Raw genomic sequence first — 26,448 nt, forward strand, 5'->3', positions numbered from 1 at the left:
GGTGGAGAGATGGCTTAAGAGGAGGGTGGTCGGCCTTTTCAACGCCGGTAGCGAGCCGGTGGAGGCCTCCCGGTGTGCCGCTATCGAAGGCCTACGGGAAGTAGTCTCCAGCGAGCCGGGGCAGGTCATCGGCCCGCTAGGCTTCAAGATTTTCGCCTCTTCCTAGGTCCCCTATCTCTACACTCGTCTAGGACGTCCCTCTCGGAGACCCTGCCGGCCCTCACCGCGACACCTTCTATGGACAAGAGCCTCTCCTTGACCCTACTCCCCCCCATACTGTAGCCGCCTACTCTGAGACTAGACATCACCACACGGTGGCAGGGGACTACAACCGGTTGCCTGTTCTCCTTGAGGACGAGGGCCACCAGCCGGGGGCTGACGCCGAGAAGGTTTGCGATGCACTTGTACGTTGCGACCTTCCCCACCGGTATGGTGGACACCAGCATGTAAACGGCCTCTCTCAGGTCTTCTAGGCGGGCCGCTCTGAATACACCACCTTCGTATACTAGGAGTGGTATTCTCGCCAAGGGGCACCAGCTCGAGTGCAGTTAATATAACACGGGCTAATCCTTAAGACCACTTGGTGGCGGGGACTTGAAGGCCCTCGTCCTGGTCGTGAGCGACACCGTCTACGAGGGTAAGGGGGAAGACGTAAGCGGCGAGCTCGCGGCGAGGATGTTGAGGGAGAGGGGCTTCGAAGTCGTGAAGGCTGTTTCACCGAATAAGCCGGCCGAGATTATAAAGAGCTTGAGGGAGCACGACGCCCGGCTTGTGGTGGTCGTTGGAGGCACTGGGCCGAGCCCGAGGGACGTATCTGTCGACGTCGTGGAGTCCATTGCCTGGAGGGAGTTTCCTGGCTTCGGCGAGGAGTTTAGGAGGAGGTCGATTAACAGAGTGGGGTTGAGAGCCCTGTTGTCTAGGGCCGGTCTCTACGAGACGTTCGACGGGAGGATAGTGGCAGTGCTGCCCGGTAGCACCGACGGCGTCGAGGTAGGTTTAAGTATTCTACTAGAGATAGCTCACCACCTGTTGGAGGAGTCCTCGAGAATAGCGGGCGCGCACAGGGTGGAGTAGTAGTGGTCGAGTCCGTGTCCTTCGATGTGTGGGGGACTCTCCTAGACCTGGACAAGACGCTTCAGGAGGCCAGCCGAGTCATAGCCGAGGCGCTGGGAGCCCCCTTCGAGACAGTCTACAGCAAGGTCCTCAAGGCCCACGAGGAGGCCCGTAAGGTGAGGCGCTCCTCCCTTATCCCGGGCAACGAGACCGTTAAAACGGGCCAGGCAATACTCGCCAAGCACATTGGTGTAGACCCGTCGGGTGTTGACTCGTTAATCCACAAGGCTTTCCAGGAAGTCGACCCTCATAGGATCGTATACGACGACGTGGTCGAGACTGTCGAAGGTCTCTACAAGGAGGGGCTAAGACTGGCTGTGGCCGGCAACGTCCTCTTCTGGCCGAGCTCCTACACGTGGAGACTGCTCGAGAGGCTGGGTCTAGGCAAGTTCTTCGAAGCCAGGGTGTTCTCGGACGAGGTGGGCTACAACAAACCGGACAGGGGCTTCTTCATAGCCCTCCTCGAGAGGCTAGGGGTCGAGCCCAGGGAAGTGGTGCACGTCGGCGACAACGTCATAGAGGACGTTGGGGGGCCGATGAGCATGGGTATGAAGGCGGTCCTGATCAGGAGGGACTCAAAACTAACCCTCTCCATAAACTTGCTCGGGGTGGCCGTGGTGTACTCCTTGAGGCAACTACCCAGCGTCATAAGACTGATATGACACTAAACTATAGTACACGTTCTCGCCTACGCCGGTACCTCGGAGTTAAGTTTATTAGGGTTAGTGGAAAACAAAAAACGCGGTGGGAAAATTGAGTGTGGGCGACAAGATAGAGAGGGCCATCGAGCTATACAAGCAGGGCGTGCCGATCAAACGAATAGTCGAGGAGGTACACATCTCTACCAAGACCCTGTACAAGGCTCTGAAGGAGAGGGGGGAGAAGCTCAGGAAGTCGTCTCATCGGAAGCTCACCGAGGAGGAGATCGAAAGGATAAAGAGACTCTACTTGGAGGGCTACTCCATATACAGGATAGCCAAGGAGTTTGGTCTCAGGCCTTCCAGGGTCTACAACGTCCTCAAGAAGCTGTCGATAAAGTGAGCCGTTTTTGTGGCATGATTTGTTAAATTCTCCGGGCCACGTTATAGATCAAGAGAAAAATGTCAACGCCTCCTCTCCCGGTGTTTACCTCATGTCTTCGAGGAAGGTCGAGCTGCTACACGGGGCGGGAGGTCTAGAGACGTTCGAGGTCGTATCGAAGCTGATCGTAGCGCGAGTTCCCGACGCGTTGAGGAGAGCAATGAACGGTAGGGGCGTAGACGTCATGGACGACGGCTCCTACGTGAGGGTCGGCGACAGCTACTTGGTGTTCACCAGCGACTCCTACACGGTGAACCCGATCTTCTTTCCAGGAGGCGACATCGGGCACCTGGCGGCCAGCGGGGTCTTGAACGACCTTGTAGTAATGGGGGCGACGCCGGTCGCCTTCATGGACAACATAATCGTCGAGGAGGGGCTGGACTTAGATGTACTCGATAGGGTTGTGGAGTCCATGCTCAAGGTCCTGAGGGAGAACAACGTGGCGTTGATCGGGGGCGACTTCAAGGTGATGCCCAGGGGGAGCATAGACAAGATCGTCGTGAGCGGCTTCGGCGTCGGCGTCTCGAGCTACGAGCCTATAATCGACTACCCAAGGGTGGGCGACAAGATCATTGTAACAGGCCCCATCGCGGAGCACGGCTCGACGATACTGGCAGCCCAGCTGGGCCTCCTAGAGGAGAACAGGGGGCTTAAGAGCGACAGCAGACCCCTGGTGAAGACCGTCCTCCCAGTGATCCAGAAGTACAGGCCGTACATAAGCGCGGCGCGAGACCCCACACGCGGCGGGCTGGCGGGGGTCTTAAACGAGTGGGTTCACGGGAGAGAGGTGAGCATTGTCATCGACAGGGGCGAGGTGCCGATCAGGGAGGAGGTCAGGGGGTTCTTGGAGGCTATGGGTGTCGACCCCTTAAACGTCGCGTCCGAGGGCGTAGCCGTGTTAAGCGTCGATGCCTCTGTCGCGGACGAGGTGGTGAGAGAGCTAGTTAGAGCCGGGGAGAGGGAGGCTAGGATCGTGGGGGAGGTCGTCGAGCTACCGGAGCTCAAAGGCAGAGTGATAGCCCGTACGGAGGTCGGGGGTCTCGTCTTGGTCTCGTCCAACCCATTGAACCTCCCGAGGATATGCTGAGGCGGTGCCGGATGTGCCTGGGGTACCCGGCCGAGGTAGTCGACATCTACGAGTCGGAAAGAGGCCTCCCGCTGGCTAAGGTGAGGATAGGGGGGCTAGTCAAAGAGGTGATCCTCGCGGTTGAGGGCGTCAAGAAGGGCGACTACGTCATAGTCCACGCGGGGGTCGCGATATCGAAGATCGAGGAGGAAGAGCTGAAGGACATACTAGACCTCTACAGGGACTTAATGAGAGAGCTGGGTAGCTGACGGAGGAGGTTATGCGCGCAAAGAAGATCGTGGTAGTCGGCCTAGTACAAGGCGTCGGTTTCAGGCCCTTCATAGACAGGCTAGCGAGGAGGCTGAGGGTCGCGGGCTACGTGAGGAACGTCGGGGGCTCAGAGGTAGAGATCTGGGTCGAGGGGGAAGAGGGCGTACTGGAGGAGTTCGTCAAGAGGCTGGTCTCCGAGAGGCCGCCGCCCGCCTTCATTGAGGAGCTAAGAGTCGAGGACGTGGAGCCGGAGGGCTACAGCGGGTTCACCATAAAGCCCAGCGGCTACGACTTCAAGGCGAGGTCGAACATACCGCCAGACCTGGCAATGTGCCACGACTGTCTACTCGAGGTGCTCAACCCCGAGGACAGGAGGTACGGCTACCCCTTCAACTCCTGCGCCTGGTGCGGCCCGAGGTTCTCCATGATCTACAGGGTGCCCTACGATAGGGAGAACACGAGCATGAGGAAGTACCAGCTCTGCGGCGAGTGCACGCTAGAATACAGAGACCCGGAGAACTTGAGGAGGTACCACGCCCAGGGGATCAGCTGCCCCCGCGACGGCCCTAGACTGCTCTTACTAGACAGGAATGGCTCAGTTGTCGACGAGAAAAGCCCGATAGAGACCGCAGCGAAGCTTGTCGAAGAGGGAGGCATAGTCGCAGTCAAGGGGATCGGGGGCTTCCACCTCGCCGCCCTCGCAACAAACGACGATGTAGTGGCGAAGCTTAGGGCTAGGAAGCGGAGGCCCCGTAAGCCGTTCGCTATCATGGGCATAGACACGGTAGTCCTGAGGAGACTGGTCTACATCACGGAGGAGGACGAGGAGCTCCTGAACTCGCCGCAAGCCCCCATCCTCCTGCTCCCCAAGAGGGAGGACACGCCCGTCTCACCCCTGGTATCCCCAGGGCTGAGCCACGAGGGCGTGTTCGTCGCCTACACCCCGCTCCACTACCTCCTACTGAGGGCTACGCGCGACAAGTTCTTGATAATGACGAGCGGCAACGTATCGGGAGAGCCAATGTGCAAGAGCGAGGAGTGCGCCTTCAGAGAGCTGAAGAACGTAGCGGACTACTTCCTGGTGCACGACCGCGAGGTCGTCCACAGAGTAGACGACAGCGTGGTGAGGAAGACGAACGGGAGGTACGTCCTGTTGAGGAGGAGCAGGGGCTACGCCCCTCTGTGGATCAGGCTGCCGCAGAGGCTCAGGCGCAACGTCGTAGCGTTCGGCGGCGACTTGAACAACACCATAGCAGTCGGGTTCGAGGACAAGGTCGTGGTATCGCCCTACGTGGGGGACCTAGACGAGGTCGAGACGGTCTCGGAGCTGAGGGGTTACCTCGAGTTTCTCGTCGCCTCCTACCGCGTCAGCAGAGAGGACCTGGTCGTGGTCTCGGACAAACACCCCGGGTACGTGTCCACCGCGCTGGCAAGGGAGTACTCCAGGGAGACCGGTGCTAGACTGGTCACTGTACAGCACCACCTGTCACACGTCTTGTCGGTTGTCGGAGACCACCGCCTCAACGGGAGGGTGGCGGGCCTCGCGATCGACGGCTTGGGCTGGGGCGACGACGGCACTATATGGGGTGGAGAGGTCATCGTGGTAGACACGGAGAGAGGGCTCTACCAGAGGGTCGCGAGCATACGCCCCGTCCCTCTCACCGGGGACACCGACACGCTGAGGCCACTGAGGGTTTTTGCCGGCCTCATGACGTTGAGAGGGTACAGCGAGGGGGAGCTCTTAAGAGTGTTGCGGAGAATAGGCGTCGGGGAGAGGGAGTACAGCGAGCTCCTGCTAGTGCGCAGGCTCGTCGAGAAGGGATTGTACAGGCCTGCCTCGAGCACGGGCAGGCTGATCGACGTCGTGTCGGCGGTACTCGGTGTGTGTCGCGAGAGGTCCTACGAGGGTGAGCCGGCTATTAGGCTAGAGGCAGAGGCTTTCAAGGGCGAGTACGCAGACCCTCCCGAGGTCAGACTATACGAAGAGAACGGCGTGCTCAGGCTGGACACCTGGAGCTACGTCGAGTGGTTGCTGGACAAGCTGGACGAGCCCAGGCCGGCCATTGCGAGGACCTTCCTGGAGTCGCTAGGCGAGAACCTCGGGAGGCTACTAGTCGAGTCTACGCGGGGGCTGGGAGTGGGGAGCGAGGTCGCGGTCTCCGGGGGAGCGGCCGTCAACGAGTTTATCGTGAGGGGCCTAGAGAGGGTTCTGAGGGAGGAGGGCCTCAAACTACTGCTACCCTCAAGAGTACCGCCGAACGACGAGGGGGTCTCGTTCGGGCAGGTCGTCTACTGCCTGTTCTCCGAGGAATGCGGCTGAGCCAGTTTCTCTCTGAGCTTTACAATGGCGTCTAGTATGGCCTCGGGCCTGGGCGGGCATCCAGGCACGTAGATGTCCACGGGCACTACCTTGTCAGCCCCCCTCAACACGCTGTACGACTTCTGGAACACTCCCCCGTCTATAGCGCAGGCGCCAACGGCTACAACGAACTTCGGCGAGGGCATCTGGTCGTAGAGCCTCTTGAGCCTCTCGGCGCTCTTCTTAGTCAAGGCCCCCGTCACAACGAGTACGTCCCCGTGCCTTATGGAGGGGGCAAGCTTCACCCCGAACCTCTCCGGGTCGTATAGAGGCGTGATCGCGGCCAACACCTCTATGTCGCAACCGTTACAGGCACCAGTGTTGAAGTGGACCAGCCAGGGGGAGTACCTAACGAACCTGCACTTCACCGTGCCGCACGCTCCACTAGTTAAGAGTGCTCGACCAGTGTAAAAATAGAGGTGTTTGGTTACCCTCACTAACACTCGTTTTATTAGCTTTGTCTCGAAGTAAAAACTCACGGAGTCCTATGACGGCCACTTTAGCCCAGGCGGCAGGATTCGTAAAACCGAACAGGAGAGTTTTCACCTTGGAGCCTTCCAGAGTCAGGAGTGTATTCCTGGATTTAGTCCGGGAGAGGGGTCAGGAGGGGTTCTACGTCTCCACTATTGTCGGCGTGGATTTGAAGGAGGAGGGTTTGATCAGGGTCGACTACTTCGTCGTACTACTACCCGAGGAAGAGACAGTGGTACTCCGCACGGCGGTCCCGCGGGACAACCCAGTGCTCGACAGTATCGTGGACATCGTCCCCGGCGCGCTGAGCGGGGAGCTGGAGACTTACGACCTCCTTGGAGTGGTGTTCCGAGGCAACCCCTACCTCAGGAGGGGGTTCTTCGTCCCAAGCGACGTCGCCGAGAAAGGCGTCTACCCGTTGAGGAGGGGGTAGAATGGTGGACAAGGTCGTGGAGATACCGGTCACCATCGAGATACCCGTGGGCCCCCAGCACCCGGCGCTCCACGAGCCCGTCCTCTTGAAGGCCTACGTCGACGGCGAGACCGTAGTCAAGGTCGAAGTCAACACGGGGTACAACCACAGGGGGATCGAGAAGCTCTGCGAGCAGAACACGTTCTACAAGGACATATTCATAGTCGGCAGGGTCTGCGGGATCTGCAACACAGTCCACACAGACGTGTACGTGAGGGCTCTGGAGCAGATACTCGGCCTAGAGCCTAACAGGAGAGCGAAGTACCTGAGGGTCGTGGCGATGGAGCTGGAGAGGATACACAGCCACATGTTGATAAACGCGGTCATGGCCGAGGTGGTGGGCTTCGACACACTGTTCATGAGCATCATGCTGGACAGGGAGAAGGTCATGAAGGCAAAGGAGATCCTGACGGGGGCGCGCGTAATGGCCGACTACATGATGGTGGGAGGGGTCAGGAGGGACCTGAGCGACGCGGACGCCGGGAGAATAGCCAAGCTCGTCGAGCAAGTGAGGGAGAGGCTGACCTACTACAAGAGGGTGTTCGAGGAGGACACCACGATAACCAAGAGGTTGATGGGTGTAGGCGTCTTGAAGAGGGTCGACGCCGTGAGGTACACGCTCCTAGGCCCGGTCGCCAGGGGCAGCGGCGTGAGGATCGACGCCAGGGTGAGCGACAGGTACGACGCCTACGACGAGCTCCAGCCCGAGGTAGTAGTGCGGGGGGAGGGCGACAGCTGGGCTAGGATGATGGTGCGGTGGGACGAGGCGCTAGTATCGGCCGAGATAGTCCTCAGCGCGTTGAGCAAACTCCCGAGAGACGGCAGTCCCGTCCCCGACGAGAGAAAGTTGCCGAGGAAGTTCCCGCCGGGTGAGGCCTACACCAGGGTGGAGGCCCCGAGAGGAGAGCTCACCTACTACGTCATGAGCGATGGGAAGGCCAACCCGTACAGGGTGAAGATCAGGACTCCCTCGTTCACCAACATCGTGAACTCGGCCTTCCTCTACGAGGGCTACACGATAGCGGACCTGCCCGTCATACTCGCGAGCCTAGACCCGTGTATTTCGTGTATGGAGAGGGCTGTTATTACAGACCTCAGGACGGGCGAACGGAGGACTGTTCCCTTCACCCAGCTCAGTAGAGGGGATAAGGCTTGGCGAGGCCGAGGCTTCTACCTGCTGTAGTCAGGAGCCTCCTCGGGAGGCCCTCCACAGTACAGTACCCCTACGTCAAGACGGAGGTCGAGGCGGCCTACAGAGGCAGGCACTACGCAGACCTGAAGAAGTGCACCGGCTGCTCGCTCTGCGCGATCGAGTGTCCGGCAGACGCGATAGTCATGACTCAGATACCGGCGCATCTAGAGGCCCCGAAGTCCAACCCTAGGAGGGTCTACCCCAAAATCGACTACGGGAGGTGCGTGTTCTGCTACAGGTGCGTGACAGTGTGCCCGTTCGACGCGTACGTCACCACTAACTTCTTCGAAATGGCGGGGCCGAGGGAGAACACGAGCGAGCAGTTGAGCCTCGGCACTCTCGAAAGGGTGGTCTGAGTGTTTGTCCAGGAGTTCATAGCGGCCGTGGTCCCCCTCTACTTGGTCGCGACAGCGCTCTACCTTTACAGGGCATTAAAGGGCCCTACGATACCGGACCACGTGCTAGGGGTAGACCTGCTCAGCTACAACCTCGCGGTGCTGTTCATAGTCTTGGGGATCTTTTTCAAGGAGCCAATACTGATAGTCACGGCGATACCACTGGCCCTCTGGATATACGCCCTCGACATCTACGTAGCGAAGTACCTGGAGAGGAGGGTGATGGGGGCTTGATAGAGGAGCTCCTGGTCTACACGGGGCTCGGCCTGATCGCCCTCGGCGCCTTCGCGCAACTGGTCTCGGGGATAGGCGTGAACCGGTTTAGGAACTTCTACTTGAGGCTTCACGCCGCCACGATAGGCTCTATATGGGGGTGCGTTTACCCTATCGCCGGTGCTGGGCTCGTAGCGCTGGGTTACAAGGAGCTCGGGCCCTACTCGACCTTTATGGCTGGGGCCGCGTTCATCACCTCTTTCCTAGTCCTGATCCTGTCGCCGGCCGGCTCGCACGCTCTCGCCAGGGCCGCACATAAGACGAGGCAAGCCCTGGTGGAGCCCTGCGTTCACGACGCGCTAGACCCCTCCATGTGCGTCAGGGGTGGCGGCTCGTGAGTCTCGACCTCTTGATATACGCGGTCGGCGCGTTTGCGTCCCTGATGTCAGTGGTGGCGGTGTACCTCGCTCTAGTCGAGAGAGACCTCGTGAAGGCCGTGATATACAGTGCTATTCAGAGCGTGTTCTACTCCCTACTCTTCTACCTGTTCATGTCACCCGACATAGTCCTGGTCTACCTACCAGTGGCGGGCGGCGTCTTGCCCGCACTTCTACTGGTCTTGATAAGCAAGACGGAGAGGTTCGAGAGGGAATGAAGAGGCTCGTAAGTCTCGCCGTGCTCGTCACTATCGTCCTCGGGATGAGCCTCCTCCTAGCCCTCTCGGGGCAGTCCTTCTACCCCTCCGAGAACCTCAGGTGGCTCGCAATAGTCTACCTGAACACCACCTACAACCCCTACCTGCCCGACTTCACTGTCTGGAGCCCCGAGGCGGTCACAGCGATCGTGTGGGACTACAGAGGGCTGGACACGCTCTACGAGACGACCGTCTTCTACCTAGCGATAATAGCGGGCCTAGCCCTCGGCAGGGGTGTCAAGAGGCTGGACCAGAAGCCGACAGACGAGTCGGGCCTATCTCCAATAGTGAAGACCGTTACGAAGATAACGGGCCCCATGATACTCGCCGTAGCGGCGTCGATAGGGCTGCACGGGCACCTGACCCCGGGAGGAGGCTTCCAGGGCGGCGCCACCGCGGCCGTCGTCCCCGTGGTCTTCATCGTCGTGTTCTCGTCCTTCTACCTGCTGTGGAAAGGCGTCTCGTCGCAGAGAATGCTGACTCTGAGGAGTGCCGGGTTGATAGGGATCGGTCTCACCTCGATAGCGCTGTTCCTGGCGGGGCTCCTCCTCGGGCTCCCGTCCTACGTCTTCCAGAACATAGCCAAGGCGGGTTCACCGCTCTCAATGCCCTACGACGTTCACGGGGCTCTGTTGAGCGGTACCCTGTGGTGGTTCAACCTGTTCGAGTTCCTCGCGGTCTCCTCCGGTTTCACGCTCGCCTTCATAATACTCATGACCCCGGAGGCTGAGGAGAAGTGGTAGGGTTCCTAGCAGAGTACATGTTCACTGTAATCTACCTGTCGCTCTTCGTGAACCTAGGGCTATCGCTCTTCGGCCTGTTCTACAAGCCGCACTACGTTAAGAAGCTGATAATGCTGGGTGTTCTCGGGGACACCTTGAACATGTTCGCGATCTTCCTCGGCTACAGGGCGTGGCCTAGCCCCACAACCCCTAGCAGGCCGCCGATCCTCCTCACCTACCCCTTCGAGAACGCGAGCGTGTTGGTGGAGTTTACTTCCAGGGCTGTAGACCCTCTACCCCAGGCACTCGTTTTAACAGCCGTCGTCATAGGCCTGGCGGTAATGGTCTTTTTGATCTTCCTGGGGGACAACTTGTTCAAGCACTACGGAACACTCGACATGAGGGAGATCAGGAGGTTGAGAGGGTGAGGGCGGCCAGGGCTATACCCGTCGCGATGCTCGCATTCGTCACTTACATCGTGTTCTCCGGTAGCACTAGTGGCTACGACCTGGTAACGGGGCTCTTGGTATCCGTGGTCGTAGGGGCGCTATTCGCCAATATAACGATCGAGAGGCCGAGCAAGCTCCTTTCACCCAAGAGGTGGTACTGGGCTTTGAGGTACGCTCTCAGGTACTTCATAATCGACGAGACCAAGTGCCACATCGACGTCGCAAAGCGTATACTGAGCCCGCGAATGCCCGTCAACCCCGGTATAGTGATGGTGCCGTTCGACGTCGAGTCGGACTACGCCATGACCGCTATAGCGAACTCGATAACGAACACGCCCGGTACCGTTGTGGTTGAAGTAGACAAGAAGAACAAGGTCTTCTACGTCCACTGGATAGACGTCGCGTCGATAGAGCCCAGGGAGGCGAAGAAGGGTATCTCCGAGACCTTCGAGTACTACTCGAAGAAAGTCTTCGACTAGGTGGGAGTATGCTGAGAGAGCTGGCTTTCAACCTTCTGGGCGTCTTCCTACCAGTGACAGCGATCGTGGCGTTCGCCACCCCGCTGTTAGGGAAGGCGCGGAGGCGTGCCCCCTGGGCTCTGGCAATGTTCGCGGCCCTCTTCGTCGCGGTCACAACGACGGTAGTCTACGCCGCGGTCGCGGTGGGCGGTAGACCGCTAGTCTACCCGTTTGGCGGGTGGCCTCCACCGATAGGCATAATGTACGAGGTCGACGCCTTCAACGGGCTTCTAGGCCTGTTGACCGGCTGGGTGATCCTGGCGATAACCGCTTACTCCAAGTGGTATGAGAAGGAGATGGACGAGCCGGTCTGGTACTACACTCTCTTAGTAGGCCTCATGGTGGGCCTGCTCGGCTGCCTCTACACAGGCGACGCCTTCAACTTGTTCGTGATGATAGAGGTCTTGAGCATCTCCGCCTACGGGCTGGTGGCGTACCACAAGCAGAGGCCCGAGGCTGTTGAGGCAGCGAGCAAGTACGCTCTAATAGGAGCGGTGGCCACCAACATGTACTTCCTGGCACTCGTGGTAATATACGGGAACTACTCAACCCTCAACATGGCCGACCTCGCCCTGGTCGGTAGGGCCTACGCGGCATCGCCTCTGCCGGCACTCCTAGCGGTCTCCTTCTCCCTGTGGGTCTTCACTTACAAGGCGGCCGTCTTCCCCAACCACTTCTGGCTCCCCGACGCGCACCCGGAGGCCCCGACACCGGTTTCTGCGGCCTTGTCGGGCCTCGTCGTCAACATCGGCGTCTACGCTGTGGCCAGGTTCTTGTACACCATATTCGGCTACAACAACGCGCTCGGGCTGTATCGTGGCGCAGTGTTGCTGGCACTACTCTTACTCGGGTGCGCCAGCGCCTTACTCGGTGCCTTCATGATGCTCGTCCAGAGAGATATCAAGAGGCTACTGGCCTACAGCACGATCAGCCACATAGGCCTGGCTCTAATGGCCGGCTCGCTGGGCTTCGCGGCGACGGGTAGAGCCCTAGTCCTGGCGCTAACAGCGATGGTGGCCCACCTGGTCTCCCACAGCATCAGTAAAGCCACGCTGTTCATGGCCAGTGGAGTGTTCATACACGAGGCGGGGTCGAGAGACCTCGACGCGATGAGAGGGCTGGGGCGTGTGAGGCCCCTCTCCGCAATCGCCATGACCCTCTCCTTCTTGAACTTGGCCGGGTTCATACCGTTCGTTGGCTTCTTCTCCAAGCTCTTGATGTACCAGGCCTTCCTAGACGCGGGCCTGCCAGTCCTCGCCTTCGTTGTGATACTCGTGTCGGCGGTGAGCTTACTCGGCTACATGAAGCCGATATACTCGATAGCGTTTTCCTTCAAGAAGGGCGCGCCTGTCACAAGCCCGAGGGTGGAGCTAGTGGATGTTCTCCTAGTCGCGATGTCCGCCAGCCTCCTGGTGCTCGGGCTCGTCCTCGGGCTTAGCCCGGGTGTTTTCTCCCAGCCTGCTCTGAGCCTCACGCAACAGGGCGTGGAAGACTACATCAGGGCTTACCTAGAGACCAGGAAGTCGCTTGGTGGTCCGTATGGGTAGGGTGCTAGAGCTCGACGTCTACCAAGCAGTTGTCCTGACAACGGGGCTCATGGTACTCGTGTTCGCTACACTCTACGGTCTCTACTTGCTGGTGCGCAACAAGAACGTTAGGTACACGGAAGTCTACTTGTCCGCGGAGGGCGAGGACGTGGTGTCAAACCCGACGCCCGGCGTAGGGGGGCTGTACTGGGCCTTCATAAGGCAGTACGCGAGGAGGGTCTACAGACTACTACTGGACAAGGTCCAGACGGGCAGCCTAGCGGACTGGTTCTACTTCATCTCGTCGTGGCTCGGCGTGCTCGTACTGCTATCGATCATCTTAAGCTTGCTTTACCTGGTGGCGAGGTGGTAGGATGGACTACGCGATGCTGGTGTTCGCGGCGCTCGTCTTCCCCGGCCTGCTATTCCTGTTCGTGTTCTCGCTGCTCGTAGAATACGCTTTAAGGAAGGTCGTCGCCCGGATGCAGCGTAGGATGGGCCCGTCCTACACGGGTCCAGCCGGCGTACTACAGCCGTTCGCAGACTTCTTTAAGCTGATCAGGGACAAGGAGGTGGTGGCCAACAGGTATTCGATGCCGAGACTAGCCGAGTCCTTGCTGGCACTCGGGATATCGTCCCTAGTAGTGGCGGTCCTGTTCCTACCGCTCAACCCCTACACTGTATCTGCGCCCTTCGACTTCTTCATATACATGTACCTCTGTTGCGTGGTGGCGCCGCTCTTGCTGGTCTTTGCCAGCCTCTCGATGCCCGGCCCCTACACCGTTGTGGGGGTCTCTAGACTTCTGAGCTTCATCACTGTCTGCGAGCCGGCCTACTTCACCTCGCTACTGATACCCGTTGTGCTATCGAGCGGGGTAGAGCCCGCCTACAGCATCTACGCCACCTCTAGGTCGGTCCACATGTACTGGGCTAACCCGTTCACAGCCCCCCTAATGGCCTTGTCCCTCGTCTCGTCCCTCGTAACACTGCAGGCAAGGGCGATGCTCAACCCGTTCAACATACCCGAGGCGGAGCAGGAGATCATAGCGGGTTTCGAGACCGAGTTCTCGGGCCCCCTCCTCGGGCTGGCCAGGCTGTTACACGACATCGAGTACTCCGTCACCATGCTGTCGATAGTCTACTTGGTCCTCGGAGGCCCCTACCCCTACCCCCACCTCTCAGTACAAGGGCTGGCGTTGCTCGCGGGCAAGTTAGCGCTCGTGTTCCTGGCGTCGAGCCTGCTGAGGGCTTCAACGGGCAGGCTGAGGATCGAGCAGGCACTCGACGTCATGGCCAAGTACTCTCTAGCACCCTCCCTGGTAGGCGTGGTTCTAGCCTCTATATACGCGCTACACTGAGCGCCGGCCCAGGCGCCTCGGGAGGATAAAAAGATAAAATGTCGAGCTAGATCACGGTACGGTAGAAGGGGCGGGTATGAGGGCTCTGGCCGTAGCGCTGGCCTTCCTGGTTATAACGGTTCTCGTCCTGGCTTACCAGGCCTGGTCGGAGGCGGGGAGGCAGATCATCATCTACGGAGACCCGAGGTGCCCTCATTGTAGAAACACCTACGCTTACCTTAGCAGCCTCTTCGGGTCAGACGTAACATTCTGCGACATATCGTCCAACAGCTCCTGCCAGAAGTGCTACGAGAACATAGCGAGGGACTTCTACGGGGGTTACGAGGCGGTGCCAATAACGCTCTTCGTGGTTGACAACACCATATCTGGGGTCGTAATGGGCGAGATATCAAACTACACGGTAAACAGCCCCGGCTTGCTTGAACCCCTGCTAGCGCCCAACAACTCGACTACAGTGAGAGCATACGTCATCTTCGACTACAAGCTCGTCGAGGTGAGCAACGTTACAGGGGCGTCGCAGCAGGCGCTACTGGAGAAGTACGACGTCTTCTACAGCCACGGTGGTACGAGTCCCGTGGTCAGCGTAGCAGTTAGCAGTGTGGACTACCTAGCCCTAATACCATCGATGGTGTTCCTCAGCCTTCTAGACTCCGTCAACCCGTGTGAGCTGGTGACCTTCTTCAGCCTCGCGACTACCTCTCTCAGCGGGAAGAGGAGGTCTTACGGGCCGCCTATACTTTTCATACTAATCGTCTACGCCGGCTACTTCCTCCTGGGGCTGGGTCTATACCACTTCGCGAGAGTCGTTAACCCGCTCCCCCTCGCACTCGTAGCGCTTGCGATAGGCGTCTACAACACGCTGTGGCCGAGCACGCCCTCTTCCTTGGAGAGGTTGAGGTGCGGGTGGTGCGAGAGGCTCGGGATCAACGTCTCGAGCAGTGTCTCGTACCTTACGGCAGCCCTCCTCGCCGCGATCTCTGTAACGGTCCTACTACCGTGTACGGCCGGGCCGTATGCCGTCTTCGCGGCGATACTCAAGAGCGTGGCTCCACTGCTGGCGGCCGCCCTGCTTCTGCTGTACGACCTGATCTTCGTCCTACCTCTCGTCGCGATACTGGTCGCAGTAAGGAGTGCTATGAGGCAGAAGAGGTTTGCGAAGTGGCTCTCTAGGAACTCGAGCGTGTTGAACTTCCTGACCGGGCTCGCCCTCGTGCTGATATCCCTCTACGTGATACTCACGTCCCTCTAGGGCGGCTAGACCTCCCTTACCACGGCACCCCTGTTGTCCGCCCCTGTTACACAGACCCTGAACTCGCCCAACCTCGACACCGAGTCCGCTATCTCCCTAGCCCTGTCCTCGCTCTCCGCGAAGACGTAGATCAGAGGCCCCCACGAGCTCTGACCGTAACCTCTCACGCCTAGTTTCTCCAGGTGCTCGACCACCTTCGCGGAGGCCGGGTTGAACAACCCGCCCTGCTCCTCTTGGAAGAAGCCCCCAACGAGCTCCTGCAGCCTGCCCAGCGCCTCGGCGAAGGTGGACGGGTCTCTCTCGATGACGGCGGGGACTAGCCCGTAGTGTAAGAGCCACGCCGCCTCGTGAACTCTCGCAACCTCGTAGAACTTGGGCGCCCTCATCGCCTTCTCCTCCTCTTCACCGCTCAACCCGGTGCCCCTCGGCAGGATGAGCACGAACCTCCACTCTTCGGGGAAGTCCAGCCTGACGGCGAGCGGGGCTATACGCGTACTCCTACCCCGCCCCGCGTCCACTATGAAACCGCCTCTCATAAACGAGTACACCCCTATACTGGACACTCTCCCCCTGCCCAGCTCCCACGCCAGGTCTAGGGGGCTGTACTCTATACCGTGGAGCCTCAAGGCGCCCACGGCAATTGACAGGAGTAGCTGAGTAGTGGTCCCGAAACCGGCGTGCCTGGGAGGCACCTCTCTGACGACGGCTCTTACGCCCCTGACACCCTTACCACGCAACACGCTCACCAGCGTAGCTTTCTCGCCCTCCTCCAGTACAGGCGGTAGCTCGAAGCGGTCGCTCGGGTAGACCTCCACTACTACGCGCGGGCTCTTCACCGCCACTCCGGCGCTACCGTACAGCCTGTAAGGTGCTACGCCGTGCGGGTTCACTAGCCCGAAGTGCAGACGCGACGGGGCCGACACCTCGACGCCTCTGCTCATCCCGACACCACTCTACCGAGGAATTCCACCACGTCCTTATACAGCTTGTTATCGGAGACCCTCCCTATTATCCCCCTCACCACATTGAAGAGAGTGGTGTAGTAGCTCGAGCCCTCCACGTCGCCCTTCTCCCTGAGGACGGGTACCTTCGTCGCGTACACGATCATCTCGATTAGCGCGGCGTCGGCCCTGGAGTAGGGGGTGAGGGCCTCCCCCACGTCTACGCATAGAGGCTCGAGGTCTACTACCTTGACGCCGTTGGAGGGCCGTACACCGGTGACGAGCGCCTCGATATAGGCCTCAGCCCCGACTAGGCGCGGCGCCTTAACGCAGCGGGCGTCCACGAACTCTAGGCGGGCCTCGACGCGGCCCTTGAAAGCGGAGGCCAAGTAGTAGAAAGGGTTCCTCGTCAGGTTCAGCACAACGAACCTCACTTGGTCTACGACCCTGTAGAGCCTCGTCTCCGGGTAGAGCCTCGCCCTCAAAAGGTGGCCGGAGGCCCGGAACCCTAAGGGCGTGTGGTAGACCGCGCCGTCTACGTACGTCGAGGCTATCGACTCGTAGACCACGCCGGTGTAAAGCCTGATCATCATCCGGCGTGCCACCGGCCGCGCTACGACTGTCTATAAGCTTATTTGAGTATAATACCCTTCATGTACCGTAGAGAAGCGCGGAGAGCGGTTGTTGTAGGAAAAGGAGAAACGACATGCCCTTCCACAGAGTAGTGGACGAGGTATTCGCGCTCGCCGAGAGAGTGCTGAGGAGTACGGGGCTCTACGGCGTCTTCTTTGTCTCGCTCGTATCGAACTCTATCCCTTTCGTCGCTCTACCCTACCTGGTGTACATAATCGTCTACGCCTCGCGGTTCAGCGACTTCAGGAGCTTGGTCCTCATAGCGGTCGTCAGCGGGATAGGTGCTGGACTAGGCAAGATCATCATCTACTTTGTAGGCAGGGGCTTTAGTAGCATATCGCCCGCCTCGAGGACTGTCAGGAACTGGTCGTACCTGGCCTCCAGGCACAAGGTGGCGGGCTTCTTCGCAATCCTGTTCGTGGCTATTACACCAGCCCCCGACGACGTCGTCTTGATACCGATGGGGTTCGCGTCCTACAGCATTGCTTTGTACGCGATCGCCGTGTTCCTGGGCAAAATAGTCCACTCGATACTGGCCGTCGTCTACGGGAGGACGGTGTTAAACCTGTTCGAGGAGAAACTGGGCCTCCCACTCTGGCTGTCCACACTCCTGCTCATCGCGTTGACGGTCGTCGTAATCTACGTAGTCGGGCAGGTGGACTGGGTTAAAGCGACCGAGTTATACGCTAGCCGCGGTCTGGCCACGACCTTAAAGTTCGTCCTCGTGTCTGTTGCCGACGCCCTCGTAAAGCCCTTTAGGCACCTCGCCAGGTCGGTGACGAGGATACTAAGCTTTATCAGGAGCAGGATGTAAGAAGTAGGTGGGATGAAGAAGAACCCGGGAATGTAGCCTCGAGCGATGACATGATAGACTTAAAGCGGGCGCTGACCACCTGTTTCTCGGCCGCAAAGTTTAAATTTTACCCGTGAGGAAAAAATAACAGGGGGAGACCTTGGCAGAGGAGCCCGTTTCAAAGGCTATGGCAAAGGTAATACTCTACGCGATCTTAGTAGCCATCGTGATGGGCATCCTCCAGTGGTTCTTCACTCAGGGTCTTAGCATGCTGTACGAGGCTACTAAACTGGGCGGCTTCCTGACTTTAAAGGACTACGCGGTGTACGTCTACATAATAGTGTTGCTGGTCCTCGGCTGGATGATAGTCAACGCCGTGGCCTCGCTCTTCTACGCCATGACACTGCCCAAGTACGGCAAGTCCACGGCGGCAGCCGTGAGGAGCATGATCAGGATACTGGGTATCGGCGGCCTCCTCGCGGGCATAGCCGGCGGGGTATCGGGCGGGGCAGCCGGGGTGGCCCTTGGGGGCTTCATAGGCTTAGTGGTGGGCTTCGCCACTCAGAACGTGCTGAGCCAGGCCGTGGCGGGCATGTTCATTCTACTGGCGAGGCCGTTCAAGATAGGCGACGTGGTCGACGTAGCTGGCGAGAGCGAGGTTACAGTAGAGGACATAGGGTCTATGTTCACGGTCGTTAAGAGGAAGGACGGGCTGACAGTCCTAATACCGAGCTCCATGATCGTCGGCCAGAAGATAGTCATAAGGTCTAGGGCCAGCTAGTCTTCTAACGCCTACCAACTTTTTTTCACGAGGAGCAACGGGACTAGGTTGAGTATCACTAGTAGAAGCACCGTCGTGTCGAGCCCTAGGATAGTCATGACATAACCAGACGTCAGGGTGCCCACTAGGCTCGAGGCCTCCGCCACTATGTTGAACAAGCCCACGTTACTCCCGCTCGTCGTGGTAACGTAGAGGGTGTAGATCGTCGTGTCGATCACCAGGTTGGAGATGTAGATCGCCGCCAGGAGGACCGAGGAGAAGCCGAGGTCGGGCCTCCAGAACACGATCCCCGCCACGCTCGCGACCTTGACTAGACTGGCCAGGGTGAAGGCCCCCTTACTCACGACGTTCGGCGGCAGGACGAGCATTACCGTGAACCCGATCGCCTTCCCCAACCCGTACAAGGCGACAACATCCGGGGTTTTGAGGCCCATCAGTCGTATGAACACGAACGGTAGAGGCGTGAACAGGTACTCGTTACCTATCCTGAAGGCGGCTAGCGCGGCGGCGATGAGGGTCAGACTAACCCCGTCCTTGACAAACCTTTCAACGAGGATATTGACTTTCTCGCCGTTGGCGTAGTCCAGGCTGGAGATGGTCAGGTACCCGTGTATCCGTGTGAGGCTTTTCTTAAGGTGGCTCTCTATCCTAGTCAGTATTTTCTCGAAACGTAGCGACGGCTGAGGTACCACCAGTACTAGGAGGGCGCTCACGGCTAAGACGAATACTGCTATGAGCTGAAAGTACCACGTCTCAAATAGGCTACTCCACACTCTGGAGACGCCCAGCAATAGTAGTCCCTCGAATAGGACGGCCAGCTGTGCGAGCCTCCTGCTGTAGTGAGACCACTGATGGCTCGGGTAGGACTCGAGAACAGCCGTCTGGCAGCCCGTCTTCACGTACGAGTACGTGACAGCGTGGAGGACGTACGCCGTGTACAGCAAGGCGGCGCTCCTCCAACTGACAGACAGGTAGAAGAGAGGAATGAAGGTAGCGAACGCCAAGAAGCCTATCAAGGTGGGCCTCTTGGTCAGACCAGCGTTTGAGAGCAGGTTCGAGTGCCTCAGTGAGGGAATTACCGCGGCGGTCCATAGGGCGTTGAGTAGACCAAGCTCGACTAGGGTGAAGTTGAGTAGCCTGACAGCTACGATGTTGACCAGCAAGTCCATGACGCCCAGCGTCGCTAGCGCTAGACCAGCTACGTAGAGCCACATGTGGGTCGCCAGAATTAACTCCCAGGGCGTCTAGCTTTTAAACGGGGGTGTTTCGCGTGGTTAGGCGGATTTCACGTAGCCCCCGAACTGGTCCCAGCCGTAGATCGCCACCCTATCGACTCCCTCTAGTTTGAGCCCGGAGCCCTCGACAACTTCGCCTACCACCTCGTACTCCACGCCGTAGGACTCGAGGTCTTCGACGACCTTGCCGAGGCCCTCCTTGCTCACTGTCATGACCACCCCGTACTCCTCTCCCCCGTTCAAGGAAAGCTCGTACAGGCACTCGAGCCGGCCCTCGCAGAGCTCGTAGACCTCCTTATAGACTAGGGGCGGCCTCTCGAGCCTCAAGCCCACCCCGCTCAACCTGGCGATCTCCATCATGGTGAACCCCAGCCCGTCGCTCACGTCCATGCTTGCGTGGACGCTCTTGTAGTTGAGGGCGATCACCGTCCCCACCCTGACGTCAACGAGAGGTCTCCTCGTCTTCTCGACCACCCAGGCGGCCCGCGAGGCCTCCTCTACACCTCTAAGGGCCACGTAGCCCATCGCCCCGTACCTCCCCGTGACGACCACGGCGTCCCCGGGCCTGGCGCCGCTCCTGGGCGGGGGCCTCTTGGCTGTAGTGAAGCCGATCATCGTCACCGATACCCAGGGGTCCCCCGAACTGTTAGTGTCGCCGCCCACCCAGCTCACACCGTAGTACTTGAAGGCCTCGCTCAGCCCGCGGACTATGGCCTCTGCGTCGGACAGGTCTAGGTCGGGGCTCAGCCCGAGCGAGACGAGCGCGTAGGCCGGTCTCGACCCCTTGGCAACGTGGTCGCTAACGGCCCCTGTAGCGATAGCCCAAGCCGCGTCCTCGAGGCTCCTCCAGGGGAGTTTAACGCCCTTGATAGAGGCGGCGTCGACGGAGGCGACGATCCTAGGAGCCAGAGGCAGGAAGTCCACGGCGTCGTCGGGGAACCCGAGCCGGGAGAAGGGCGGACTCTTGCCGAGGTAGGGGCGTAGCACGCCCTCTATGAACAGCCTCTCCGTGAGCCCCCCCAGCTTCATTAGGGCACCTAACTCATTTTAAGATAAGCCGATAAATAATCTATCCTGGCCTCTCGAATAGGGGTTTGAATGGGCGAGCTGGAGTACACTGTTGAGAGAGCCGGCGCGCACGCCCTCCTCTACGCCGCCTCGACGGTCGTCTATTTACTAGTCCAGGTCGCTACACTGATGGTCGTGGCCAGGCTGCTGGGCCCTGCCAACTACGGCCTCTACAACCTGGCGGCCATACCCGTAGGCGTGCTATCGCTGCTCACAGACTTCGGGATAGACGCCGCGGTGCTGAGGTACTCCTCCCTCTACGCCAGTAGAGGGCAGGTCTGCCGAGTCGCCTCGCTGGCTAAGAGAGCGCTGCTACTCAAGCTCGTTTTGTCGCTATCGGTCGTAGCCCCAGCCCTAGTGCTGGCGGAGCCTCTCGGCCAGGTCCTGAGCAACAGGAGCGGCATCGGACTCTACGTCTCCCTTTACACTATGGTGCTGGTCCCCCAAGTACTCGCCGCGGACGCCGCTAGCCTCATGGTCGGCCTGGGGAGGGCGGGGGCCAGGACCGTAGTGGTCATAGCCCAACCTCTCGCGAGGCTGGCGGCGGTGCTGGCGTTGTTCAGCTTAGTAGGCCCAACGGTTGAAAACGCGATACTCGCCCTGGCCGTCTCCTACGTGGTTGCCATAGCAGTATCGGTTGCTATGGTGAAGGACGTCCTCTCGTCGCCCGGGTGCGGTTTCGAGATGGACGAGGTCGTCGGATACGCGCTGACGGTCTACACGGGGAGCGTGGCTGGAGCTGTTGTCGCTAGGCTACAGGGCTACTTGCTGGGGTTCATAACGGCCTCCATGGGCGTGGCCGGCAACAGCGTGGCGGGCTACTTCAACGCCGCATACAACTTCTTGGGCGCTGTAGGAGCAGTCTACGGGGCCCTGGCAACCCCCCTCCTCCCCCTCTTCGTCCACCAGTCGAAGAACGAGGAGAGCTTTAAAGGCGTAGTCGAGGCGGTTCTAGCGACCCTCTTCGCCCTCACGCTCCCGCTGTCCCTAATCTCGATCTTGTACTCCGGCGACGTAATCAGGACGGTGTACGGCCCAGAGTACGCTGAGGCGGGCTTCTACTACACTGTAATGTCGGCCTCTCTACTGCTTTGGCCCTTCGGCGTCGTCGCGGGCAACGTGATCCAGGCTTACGGTGTCAAGCGGGTGATCCTGCTCTCCAACATAGTATCGCTGGTCTCCGGCGTTCTCCTTTACCTCGGGCTGGGCCTAGCCCTCGGCGTCGCCGGGCTGGCTATAGCCAGCGCGCTGGCCAGTATACCCGTCCTAGTCTACCAGCTCTCGTACCTCGAGGGCGCCGGTTTCAGGCTAGGGTACTCGAAGTACCTGAAGACCGCTGTAGCGTCCTTGCTCTCGGTCCTCGCCTCAGTCCCCCTGGCGAGGCTCCTAGCGCTGTCCATCGCTAGGCTCGTACTCGGCTTCACGTTCTCGGCCCTCCTCTACAGCGTGCTCCTGGCGGCCTTCAACTGCCTAGGCGACGTAGAGCTCTCCTTCCTGGTTAGGATCTCCAGGAGCATCCCCGTACTCGGCTGGGTACTCGCGGCCTACGTCGCCTTCTATACCAGGCTGAGAGACTCCCTGGTGAGGCTGTTCTGAACCGATAAATTGCCTGGTAGCCTAATTATAGAGGACACGAGGTGTTTACACTGGGGGTAAAGGGCATTAAAGAGCTGGTCAGCGTACGAGAGGCCGTCTCCAGGCTGGCTAAAGTACTAGCGAAGATAGAGCTGGACGTGGAGGAAGTAGAAGTTCTGGAGGCCTACGGTAGGGTCCTAGCAAGCGACGTCGTCGCCCTAGTAGACCACCCGGGCTTCGACAGGAGTGCGGTGGACGGGTACGCGGTCGTAAGCTCCGACACGTACAGTGCTAGCATGTTTAACCCAGCCGAGCTGGAGGTGGTGGAGGCCCCCGCCATAGGCCCTGGCAAGGCGAGGCCGGTCAGTACCGGCGAGCCCCTGCCGAGCGGGGCCGACGCCGTGGTAATGGAGGAGGACGTGAAGAGGGTCGGCGGTAAGATACTCGTATACAAGCCGGTGGCCCGGGGCTCCAACGTCTCGAGGCGCGGAGAGGACTTCGCGAGTGGGGAGGTGCTGGTCAGGGCTGGAACAGTCCTCGACTTCAGGAAGATACCCATCATATACGCGTCCGGCCACAGCACTGTAAGGGTCTTCAGGAAGCTGAGAGTAGGCGTGGTGACTGTAGGCAGCGAGGTCGTCGAGCCCGGCCCCGACACAGCGAGTCTTGGGAGAGGCCGCGTCTTCAACTCCACGGCATACGTTGTGCTGTCATACCTGAGGAGGCTCCCATTCATTGAGGCCAGGTACTACGGCGTCGTACCCGACGACCTAGGCCTGCTCGCCGACTTCGTAGCCAGAGCTCTCGCGCTGAACGACGTCGTCGTAACCACCGGTGGGACTGGGCCGGGCGAGACAGACCTGGTCTACGACCTCGTCGAGACGCGCGGGGCCTGGGTCTTCAGGGGCGTGGCGATGAGGCCCGGTAGGCCGACTAGTGCGTCGGTGATCGACGGGAAGCCCGTGCTCCACCTCAGCGGCTTCCCGCTCGCTGCGTGGGTCGGCCTGGAGGGGGTCTTCAGGCCCGCGCTGGTCGAGGCGCTCGGCTTGAAGGGGTTCAGCAACCAAGTCGTCTACGCCAAGCTCACGAGGAGGCTGCCCAACCAGGCGGGCTACACCACGTTCGTGAGAAGCACGTTAACGACCGGCGTCGGGGGCCTGCCGCTAGTGGAGCCGTTCATGTTGAGGGGTAGCGGGTTGTTGAGGAGCCTAGCGGAGACGAACTCGTACATCCGGCTAGAGGAGGGTAGTGAGGGGTTCGAGGAGGGCGATGTAGTCCCCGTCTACCTGGACTGGCCTTAAAAGACCGCCCAAGCTACGAGAGCCCGCCCGTGGAGGGCATAACGGCCGGGTCTCACCGATGGGTCTGGACGAGGAGGCGACTAGTGGCGGGGGTCGGGAGGCCCACCCGCGTGGCGGGTGGACCCAGAGCCGTTGCCGCGACGGCTCGCCCTCCCGTGCCCCGTGAGTCGTCTCTGGCGCCCTGGGAGGCCCTACGAGCGGAAAAAGCGCGAGGTGGGTAAACGGGCCAAAAACTCGGGGGCCTACAGAGCCGACAGGAAAACGTCCTTGACTACCTCCTCGGTGACGGGGAAGGGCGTGTTCCCAACCATGTACTTTAGTCTGCTGAACAAGAACTCCGCGACTCTGCTCGCGTCGCTCTCCTTGAAGCCGTAGTCGCTCAGCTTCTCCTTGAAGCCGACCCGCTCCTGGAAGGCCTTAACGCTCTTCATAGCCCTCTCGGCGTCCTCGGCGACGGGCTTGATGTACGGGTTTATAGGCTTGAGCAGCCTCGCGGACACCTCGGGGAGCGCCTTGTGGGTGTAGTAGACCACCCGCGGCCCCAGTAGCGCGAGGCCCGCCCCGTGGGCCAGCTTGGGCTCGAGGCCGCTTAGGACGTGTTCTATCCCGTGGACGAGGTGGGTGGACGCCATGTCGATGCTCAGGCCCGCCAGCATGCTGGCGTAGAGCATGCTCGTCCTCAGGCCGACGTCCTTCAGGTTGTTAACCAGCCTTGGGAGCTTCTCGCCTATTATAGCGATCGCCTCGTACGACAGCGTCTCGACCAGGGGGTAGGAGACTGTGGACGTAGCGGACTCGTACGCGTGGTAGAAGGCGTCTAGGCTCGTGTAAATGGTCTGCTCCAGGCTGAGCGTAAGGGTGTACCTGGGGTCGTCCACGCTGACGTCCGGGTAGGTCACAGAGAGACCGTGCTTCTCCCTCGTCTCGTCCACGGTGACGACGGCGTACCTGTCGACTTCAGTGCCGGTCCCGTGGGTGAGGTTGACGGCGAGTAGTGGGAGCTTCCTCTTCGGCTTGACCCCCTTCAGCAGGTCCTCGAACCTCGCCCCAGCCACCGCTATCACCGAGGCGACCTTCGCCACGTCGATCACGCTACCCCCTCCAACGGCCACCACTGCGTCGACGCTCTCCCGCCAGAACAGCTCGCCCGCCCTGAGCGCCTGGCTGAGGTACGGGTTAGGCGTCACGTCGCTGAAGACTACGTACTCGACCCCCCTCTCGCTCAGGATCTTCAAAAGGTCGTCGAGGGCGCCGGAGACCTTCGCCGACTGCCGGCCCGTGACTACACCAACCTTCTTCTTACCCTCGAGAAACCACGCGGCCTTCTCGAGAGAGTTCTCCCCGAAATAGAGGGTTACTTCTTCGTGCTTCAGTCTAAAGGGCCTCACTTTGCCCACCTTGTCTAATTTTCTCTACAAGCCTATTTAATTCTTGTCTATGACGACGAAGTCTCTCACGGCTAGAAGCCCGTAGATCCTCGCGGAAGCCTCGATCAGGCCGAACAATGGGATGGTGAAGACGAGTACGGGCTCCCCGGCCTTGTACGAGCCGTAGAGGTACGCCGACGCGTAGTATAGGCCTGCTGGCAGTATGAACCAGATTACGCCTGCCGCCAGCACGGCCGGTAGCATCGCCCAGGACGCGGTGAAGACCAGGCTCCAGAAGAACGCCCTGAACCCTACAACGAGCTTCATGGGCAGGGGGCTGTGCTTGACGTCCGAGATGACCCCCTTGAACCACCTCCCCCTCTGCTTGATCAGGTCGGCTATGCTGTTGGGGCTCTTGATGAGGACCCTCGTACTGCTCTGCCACGTCCTGTACCCCCTCTTGACGAGCTCTACAGAGAACCTGAAGTCCTCGGTGATGCTCCTGTAGCTGAACCCCACCTCCTTCAACACCCTCCCCTTCACTATGAGCAGCTCGCCGTGCAGCCCTAGTAGCGGCCTCCCGAGCAGTCCCGTGAAGAACCTGTACAGGGTCACGTCGTCTAGGAACCTGACCCAGTCCATGACGTAGGCCAGCTTGCTCCTCCCCATCCTCGGCACGAGGACGCCGTTCCCGACGAAAACACCCCTAGACTCGTAGTAGGGTATCTCGTAGAGGAAGTTGTCGTCCAGGATGATGTTGTCGTCGTCTATGAAGACGTACCACTTCTCCCTGTCCACGTAGTTTTCGATGAAGTAGTTGAGGGCCCTCCCCTTACCGACGAGGTCCCTCCTGTACCACCTGGGGACGACCACGAGCTTGACGTGCCCGAGCCTCCTCAGCTCGGGTAGTAGCGGCGACTCCTCGTCCACTACCAGCGTTACGCCCCCGAACCTCCTCGCGTGGTAGCGGACCGTCTCGAACAGGCTCTTCCTCACCCTCTCGTCGGCCTTGGAGACTACGACGATCTCGAAGTTGCTCGCCTTCACGTCCCCTCTCTTAGGCCTGTACAGGATGTAGCCGGTCAAACCGATGGCGAGAATAGCCATGTAGGCTACGGCCAGCCCCTCGACGACCCCTATAGCGTCGCTGACTAGGTCCGGCATCACTACCACATTACTGTTGACAGAGATTATTGAGTGCGTCGAAAAATAAAACCGTTTCCGGGGGCCGGCGAAGACCCGGGCAGGCTAATTGGGAGCAAGGCTTAAAAGGGGACTTAAAGGAATCCAATAATACAAATCCCCGGGCGGTGCCTAGTATGAGGTTCGACAGGAGAGTACTAGCCCTAGTAGCAGTAGCAGTCTTCACGAGCATAGTCTTCGCCAGCGTCTTCGTGTACTACCCGGTATCGGTGACCGTCAGCCCAGTATCGCCGCCCGTCTACTTCGAATACGGCACTAACGCCAACCAACCGGACCTTGGTGGGGCCAACACCATTGACGTTACGCTCGGGGCTAACAAGACGAGCCTCACCATCACGATACACCCCACCTACTGGGTGTCGTACTACAAGAACGTCAGCCTCATAGTGAACGGTGACTCGAAG

General features: G+C 59.8%; 32 protein-coding genes. 24 read left to right on the top strand and 8 right to left on the bottom strand.

The window, feature by feature from the left end; translation table 11 throughout:
- Nucleotides 1-143 precede the first annotated feature (143 nt).
- Complete coding sequence (locus tag ACP5VX_RS02795; protein WP_428724385.1) at nucleotides 144-527, bottom strand: MGMT family protein; 384 nt, start codon at nucleotides 525-527, stop codon at nucleotides 144-146.
- Nucleotides 528-594: 67 nt separating this feature from the next.
- Between ACP5VX_RS02795 and ACP5VX_RS02800 the strand changes: the two genes are divergently transcribed.
- From ACP5VX_RS02800 to hypF, 6 genes are all read left to right on the top strand, one after another.
- On the top strand, nucleotides 595-1,074 hold the full coding sequence (locus tag ACP5VX_RS02800; protein ID WP_428724386.1) for a MogA/MoaB family molybdenum cofactor biosynthesis protein: 480 nt from the start codon (nucleotides 595-597) through the stop codon (nucleotides 1,072-1,074).
- 2 nt (nucleotides 1,075-1,076) lie between these two features.
- On the top strand, nucleotides 1,077-1,775 hold the full coding sequence (locus tag ACP5VX_RS02805) for an HAD family hydrolase (protein WP_428724387.1): 699 nt from the start codon (nucleotides 1,077-1,079) through the stop codon (nucleotides 1,773-1,775).
- A gap of 97 nt (nucleotides 1,776-1,872) precedes the next feature.
- Nucleotides 1,873-2,154, top strand: coding sequence for a helix-turn-helix domain-containing protein (locus ACP5VX_RS02810; protein WP_428724414.1), 282 nt, complete (start codon nucleotides 1,873-1,875; stop codon nucleotides 2,152-2,154).
- A 91-nt stretch (nucleotides 2,155-2,245) separates the two neighbouring features.
- Nucleotides 2,246-3,280: a hydrogenase expression/formation protein HypE gene (gene hypE, locus ACP5VX_RS02815; RefSeq protein WP_428724388.1), complete on the top strand. Its 1,035-nt coding sequence runs from the start codon at nucleotides 2,246-2,248 to the stop codon at nucleotides 3,278-3,280.
- A gap of 11 nt (nucleotides 3,281-3,291) precedes the next feature.
- A complete protein-coding gene (locus ACP5VX_RS02820) occupies nucleotides 3,292-3,528 on the top strand; it encodes a HypC/HybG/HupF family hydrogenase formation chaperone (RefSeq protein WP_428724389.1) in 237 nt (78 codons plus the stop codon).
- An 11-nt stretch (nucleotides 3,529-3,539) separates the two neighbouring features.
- Complete coding sequence (hypF, locus tag ACP5VX_RS02825; protein WP_428724390.1) at nucleotides 3,540-5,849, top strand: carbamoyltransferase HypF; 2,310 nt, start codon at nucleotides 3,540-3,542, stop codon at nucleotides 5,847-5,849.
- Here hypF and ACP5VX_RS02830 read toward each other — a convergent pair.
- The gene (locus tag ACP5VX_RS02830) at nucleotides 5,819-6,256 is read right to left on the bottom strand and encodes an NADH-quinone oxidoreductase subunit B family protein (RefSeq protein ID WP_428724415.1); all 438 of its coding nucleotides are present in this window, start codon (nucleotides 6,254-6,256) and stop codon (nucleotides 5,819-5,821) included. The genes hypF and ACP5VX_RS02830 overlap by 31 nt on opposite strands.
- 179 nt (nucleotides 6,257-6,435) lie before the next feature.
- On the opposite strand from ACP5VX_RS02830, the gene ACP5VX_RS02835 reads away from it, so the two are divergent.
- The 13 genes from ACP5VX_RS02835 (at nucleotide 6,436) to ACP5VX_RS02895 (ending at nucleotide 15,147) form a co-directional block, all read left to right on the top strand.
- Nucleotides 6,436-6,792 (top strand): NADH-quinone oxidoreductase subunit C, encoded by a 357-nt coding sequence (locus ACP5VX_RS02835; RefSeq protein ID WP_428724391.1) that lies wholly within the window; start codon nucleotides 6,436-6,438, stop codon nucleotides 6,790-6,792.
- 1 nt (nucleotide 6,793) lies between these two features.
- Nucleotides 6,794-8,014 (top strand): nickel-dependent hydrogenase large subunit, encoded by a 1,221-nt coding sequence (locus ACP5VX_RS02840; protein ID WP_428724392.1) that lies wholly within the window; start codon nucleotides 6,794-6,796, stop codon nucleotides 8,012-8,014.
- Nucleotides 7,984-8,379: a 4Fe-4S binding protein gene (locus ACP5VX_RS02845; RefSeq protein ID WP_428724393.1), complete on the top strand. Its 396-nt coding sequence runs from the start codon at nucleotides 7,984-7,986 to the stop codon at nucleotides 8,377-8,379. Before ACP5VX_RS02840 ends, ACP5VX_RS02845 begins: the two co-directional genes overlap by 31 nt.
- Nucleotides 8,380-8,652: a monovalent cation/H+ antiporter complex subunit F gene (locus tag ACP5VX_RS02850; protein ID WP_428724394.1), complete on the top strand. Its 273-nt coding sequence runs from the start codon at nucleotides 8,380-8,382 to the stop codon at nucleotides 8,650-8,652.
- On the top strand, nucleotides 8,649-9,029 hold the full coding sequence (mnhG, locus tag ACP5VX_RS02855; protein WP_428724395.1) for a monovalent cation/H(+) antiporter subunit G: 381 nt from the start codon (nucleotides 8,649-8,651) through the stop codon (nucleotides 9,027-9,029). Before ACP5VX_RS02850 ends, mnhG begins: the two co-directional genes overlap by 4 nt.
- Nucleotides 9,026-9,286 (top strand): hydrogenase subunit MbhD domain-containing protein, encoded by a 261-nt coding sequence (locus tag ACP5VX_RS02860; protein WP_428724396.1) that lies wholly within the window; start codon nucleotides 9,026-9,028, stop codon nucleotides 9,284-9,286. Before mnhG ends, ACP5VX_RS02860 begins: the two co-directional genes overlap by 4 nt.
- Nucleotides 9,283-10,068, top strand: coding sequence for a Na(+)/H(+) antiporter subunit B (locus tag ACP5VX_RS02865; RefSeq protein WP_428724397.1), 786 nt, complete (start codon nucleotides 9,283-9,285; stop codon nucleotides 10,066-10,068). Before ACP5VX_RS02860 ends, ACP5VX_RS02865 begins: the two co-directional genes overlap by 4 nt.
- Nucleotides 10,062-10,475 carry a sodium:proton antiporter gene (locus ACP5VX_RS02870; protein WP_428724398.1) on the top strand — a complete coding sequence of 138 codons (414 nt, stop codon included), beginning with the start codon at nucleotides 10,062-10,064 and terminating at the stop codon, nucleotides 10,473-10,475. Before ACP5VX_RS02865 ends, ACP5VX_RS02870 begins: the two co-directional genes overlap by 7 nt.
- Nucleotides 10,472-10,975, top strand: coding sequence for a Na+/H+ antiporter subunit E (locus ACP5VX_RS02875; RefSeq protein WP_428724399.1), 504 nt, complete (start codon nucleotides 10,472-10,474; stop codon nucleotides 10,973-10,975). The genes ACP5VX_RS02870 and ACP5VX_RS02875 overlap by 4 nt, the downstream gene beginning before the upstream one ends.
- Nucleotides 10,976-10,983: 8 nt before the next feature.
- On the top strand, nucleotides 10,984-12,561 hold the full coding sequence (locus ACP5VX_RS02880; protein ID WP_428724400.1) for a proton-conducting transporter membrane subunit: 1,578 nt from the start codon (nucleotides 10,984-10,986) through the stop codon (nucleotides 12,559-12,561).
- Complete coding sequence (locus ACP5VX_RS02885) at nucleotides 12,554-12,913, top strand: sodium:proton antiporter (protein WP_428724401.1); 360 nt, start codon at nucleotides 12,554-12,556, stop codon at nucleotides 12,911-12,913. Before ACP5VX_RS02880 ends, ACP5VX_RS02885 begins: the two co-directional genes overlap by 8 nt.
- Nucleotide 12,914: 1 nt before the next feature.
- Nucleotides 12,915-13,898, top strand: coding sequence for a complex I subunit 1 family protein (locus tag ACP5VX_RS02890; protein WP_428724402.1), 984 nt, complete (start codon nucleotides 12,915-12,917; stop codon nucleotides 13,896-13,898).
- 76 nt (nucleotides 13,899-13,974) lie between these two features.
- The gene (locus tag ACP5VX_RS02895; RefSeq protein ID WP_428724403.1) at nucleotides 13,975-15,147 is read left to right on the top strand and encodes a hypothetical protein; all 1,173 of its coding nucleotides are present in this window, start codon (nucleotides 13,975-13,977) and stop codon (nucleotides 15,145-15,147) included.
- A gap of 5 nt (nucleotides 15,148-15,152) precedes the next feature.
- Here the strand turns inward: ACP5VX_RS02895 and ACP5VX_RS02900 are convergent, their stop codons facing one another.
- Together ACP5VX_RS02900 and ACP5VX_RS02905 are read right to left on the bottom strand one after the other, a co-directional pair.
- Complete coding sequence (locus tag ACP5VX_RS02900) at nucleotides 15,153-16,088, bottom strand: beta-ribofuranosylaminobenzene 5'-phosphate synthase family protein (RefSeq protein WP_428724404.1); 936 nt, start codon at nucleotides 16,086-16,088, stop codon at nucleotides 15,153-15,155.
- Nucleotides 16,085-16,681, bottom strand: coding sequence for a DUF447 domain-containing protein (locus tag ACP5VX_RS02905; RefSeq protein ID WP_428724405.1), 597 nt, complete (start codon nucleotides 16,679-16,681; stop codon nucleotides 16,085-16,087). Before ACP5VX_RS02905 ends, ACP5VX_RS02900 begins: the two co-directional genes overlap by 4 nt.
- A gap of 113 nt (nucleotides 16,682-16,794) precedes the next feature.
- Here ACP5VX_RS02905 and ACP5VX_RS02910 point away from each other — a divergent pair, with 113 nt between their 5' ends.
- Together ACP5VX_RS02910 and ACP5VX_RS02915 are read left to right on the top strand one after the other, a co-directional pair.
- Nucleotides 16,795-17,535, top strand: a complete 741-nt coding sequence (locus ACP5VX_RS02910; protein WP_428724406.1) for a VTT domain-containing protein — start codon at nucleotides 16,795-16,797, stop codon at nucleotides 17,533-17,535.
- 208 nt (nucleotides 17,536-17,743) lie between these two features.
- Nucleotides 17,744-18,295 carry a mechanosensitive ion channel domain-containing protein gene (locus ACP5VX_RS02915; protein ID WP_428724416.1) on the top strand — a complete coding sequence of 184 codons (552 nt, stop codon included), beginning with the start codon at nucleotides 17,744-17,746 and terminating at the stop codon, nucleotides 18,293-18,295.
- Nucleotides 18,296-18,306: 11 nt separating this feature from the next.
- On the opposite strand, the gene ACP5VX_RS02920 is transcribed toward ACP5VX_RS02915, so the two are convergent.
- Together ACP5VX_RS02920 and ACP5VX_RS02925 are read right to left on the bottom strand one after the other, a co-directional pair.
- Nucleotides 18,307-19,509: a hypothetical protein gene (locus ACP5VX_RS02920; RefSeq protein WP_428724407.1), complete on the bottom strand. Its 1,203-nt coding sequence runs from the start codon at nucleotides 19,507-19,509 to the stop codon at nucleotides 18,307-18,309.
- Between the two features lie 60 nt (nucleotides 19,510-19,569).
- Nucleotides 19,570-20,559, bottom strand: coding sequence for a thiamine-phosphate kinase (locus ACP5VX_RS02925; RefSeq protein WP_428724408.1), 990 nt, complete (start codon nucleotides 20,557-20,559; stop codon nucleotides 19,570-19,572).
- Between the two features lie 69 nt (nucleotides 20,560-20,628).
- Between ACP5VX_RS02925 and ACP5VX_RS02930 the strand changes: the two genes are divergently transcribed.
- Both ACP5VX_RS02930 and ACP5VX_RS02935 read left to right on the top strand, forming a co-directional pair.
- Nucleotides 20,629-22,194 (top strand): oligosaccharide flippase family protein, encoded by a 1,566-nt coding sequence (locus ACP5VX_RS02930; protein WP_428724409.1) that lies wholly within the window; start codon nucleotides 20,629-20,631, stop codon nucleotides 22,192-22,194.
- Between the two features lie 41 nt (nucleotides 22,195-22,235).
- The gene (locus ACP5VX_RS02935; RefSeq protein WP_428724410.1) at nucleotides 22,236-23,474 is read left to right on the top strand and encodes a molybdopterin molybdotransferase MoeA; all 1,239 of its coding nucleotides are present in this window, start codon (nucleotides 22,236-22,238) and stop codon (nucleotides 23,472-23,474) included.
- 242 nt (nucleotides 23,475-23,716) lie between these two features.
- On the opposite strand, the gene ACP5VX_RS02940 is transcribed toward ACP5VX_RS02935, so the two are convergent.
- Together ACP5VX_RS02940 and ACP5VX_RS02945 are read right to left on the bottom strand one after the other, a co-directional pair.
- On the bottom strand, nucleotides 23,717-24,862 hold the full coding sequence (locus tag ACP5VX_RS02940; protein ID WP_428724411.1) for an iron-containing alcohol dehydrogenase: 1,146 nt from the start codon (nucleotides 24,860-24,862) through the stop codon (nucleotides 23,717-23,719).
- A gap of 36 nt (nucleotides 24,863-24,898) precedes the next feature.
- Nucleotides 24,899-26,005, bottom strand: a complete 1,107-nt coding sequence (locus tag ACP5VX_RS02945; protein WP_428724412.1) for a glycosyltransferase family 2 protein — start codon at nucleotides 26,003-26,005, stop codon at nucleotides 24,899-24,901.
- 155 nt (nucleotides 26,006-26,160) lie between these two features.
- Between ACP5VX_RS02945 and ACP5VX_RS02950 the strand changes: the two genes are divergently transcribed.
- On the top strand, nucleotides 26,161-26,448 hold a 288-nt coding region (locus tag ACP5VX_RS02950), incomplete at its 3' end, for a hypothetical protein (RefSeq protein ID WP_428724413.1).

The organism is Thermogladius sp., from assembly GCF_049970955.1.
Classification (GTDB): Archaea; Thermoproteota; Thermoprotei_A; order Sulfolobales; family Desulfurococcaceae; genus Thermogladius.

What these genes read in the sequence shown, in the direction of transcription:
- ACP5VX_RS02910 (WP_428724406.1), top strand. Translation starts at nt 16,795, where the DNA reads ATGCCCTTCCACAGAGTAGTGGACGAGGTATTCGCGCTCGCCGAGAGA.
- ACP5VX_RS02900 (WP_428724404.1), bottom strand. Translation starts at nt 16,088, where the DNA reads ATGAGCAGAGGCGTCGAGGTGTCGGCCCCGTCGCGTCTGCACTTCGGG.
- ACP5VX_RS02820 (WP_428724389.1), top strand. Translation starts at nt 3,292, where the DNA reads ATGTGCCTGGGGTACCCGGCCGAGGTAGTCGACATCTACGAGTCGGAA.
- ACP5VX_RS02930 (WP_428724409.1), top strand. Translation starts at nt 20,629, where the DNA reads ATGGGCGAGCTGGAGTACACTGTTGAGAGAGCCGGCGCGCACGCCCTC.
- ACP5VX_RS02915 (WP_428724416.1), top strand. Translation starts at nt 17,744, where the DNA reads ATGGGCATCCTCCAGTGGTTCTTCACTCAGGGTCTTAGCATGCTGTAC.
- hypF (WP_428724390.1), top strand. Translation starts at nt 3,540, where the DNA reads ATGCGCGCAAAGAAGATCGTGGTAGTCGGCCTAGTACAAGGCGTCGGT.
- ACP5VX_RS02945 (WP_428724412.1), bottom strand. Translation starts at nt 26,005, where the DNA reads ATGCCGGACCTAGTCAGCGACGCTATAGGGGTCGTCGAGGGGCTGGCC.
- ACP5VX_RS02840 (WP_428724392.1), top strand. Translation starts at nt 6,794, where the DNA reads ATGGTGGACAAGGTCGTGGAGATACCGGTCACCATCGAGATACCCGTG.
- ACP5VX_RS02885 (WP_428724401.1), top strand. Translation starts at nt 12,554, where the DNA reads ATGGGTAGGGTGCTAGAGCTCGACGTCTACCAAGCAGTTGTCCTGACA.
- ACP5VX_RS02890 (WP_428724402.1), top strand. Translation starts at nt 12,915, where the DNA reads ATGGACTACGCGATGCTGGTGTTCGCGGCGCTCGTCTTCCCCGGCCTG.
- hypE (WP_428724388.1), top strand. Translation starts at nt 2,246, where the DNA reads ATGTCTTCGAGGAAGGTCGAGCTGCTACACGGGGCGGGAGGTCTAGAG.
- ACP5VX_RS02865 (WP_428724397.1), top strand. Translation starts at nt 9,283, where the DNA reads ATGAAGAGGCTCGTAAGTCTCGCCGTGCTCGTCACTATCGTCCTCGGG.
- ACP5VX_RS02880 (WP_428724400.1), top strand. Translation starts at nt 10,984, where the DNA reads ATGCTGAGAGAGCTGGCTTTCAACCTTCTGGGCGTCTTCCTACCAGTG.
- ACP5VX_RS02925 (WP_428724408.1), bottom strand. Translation starts at nt 20,559, where the DNA reads ATGAAGCTGGGGGGGCTCACGGAGAGGCTGTTCATAGAGGGCGTGCTA.
- ACP5VX_RS02920 (WP_428724407.1), bottom strand. Translation starts at nt 19,509, where the DNA reads ATGTGGCTCTACGTAGCTGGTCTAGCGCTAGCGACGCTGGGCGTCATG.
- ACP5VX_RS02905 (WP_428724405.1), bottom strand. Translation starts at nt 16,681, where the DNA reads ATGATGATCAGGCTTTACACCGGCGTGGTCTACGAGTCGATAGCCTCG.
- ACP5VX_RS02895 (WP_428724403.1), top strand. Translation starts at nt 13,975, where the DNA reads ATGAGGGCTCTGGCCGTAGCGCTGGCCTTCCTGGTTATAACGGTTCTC.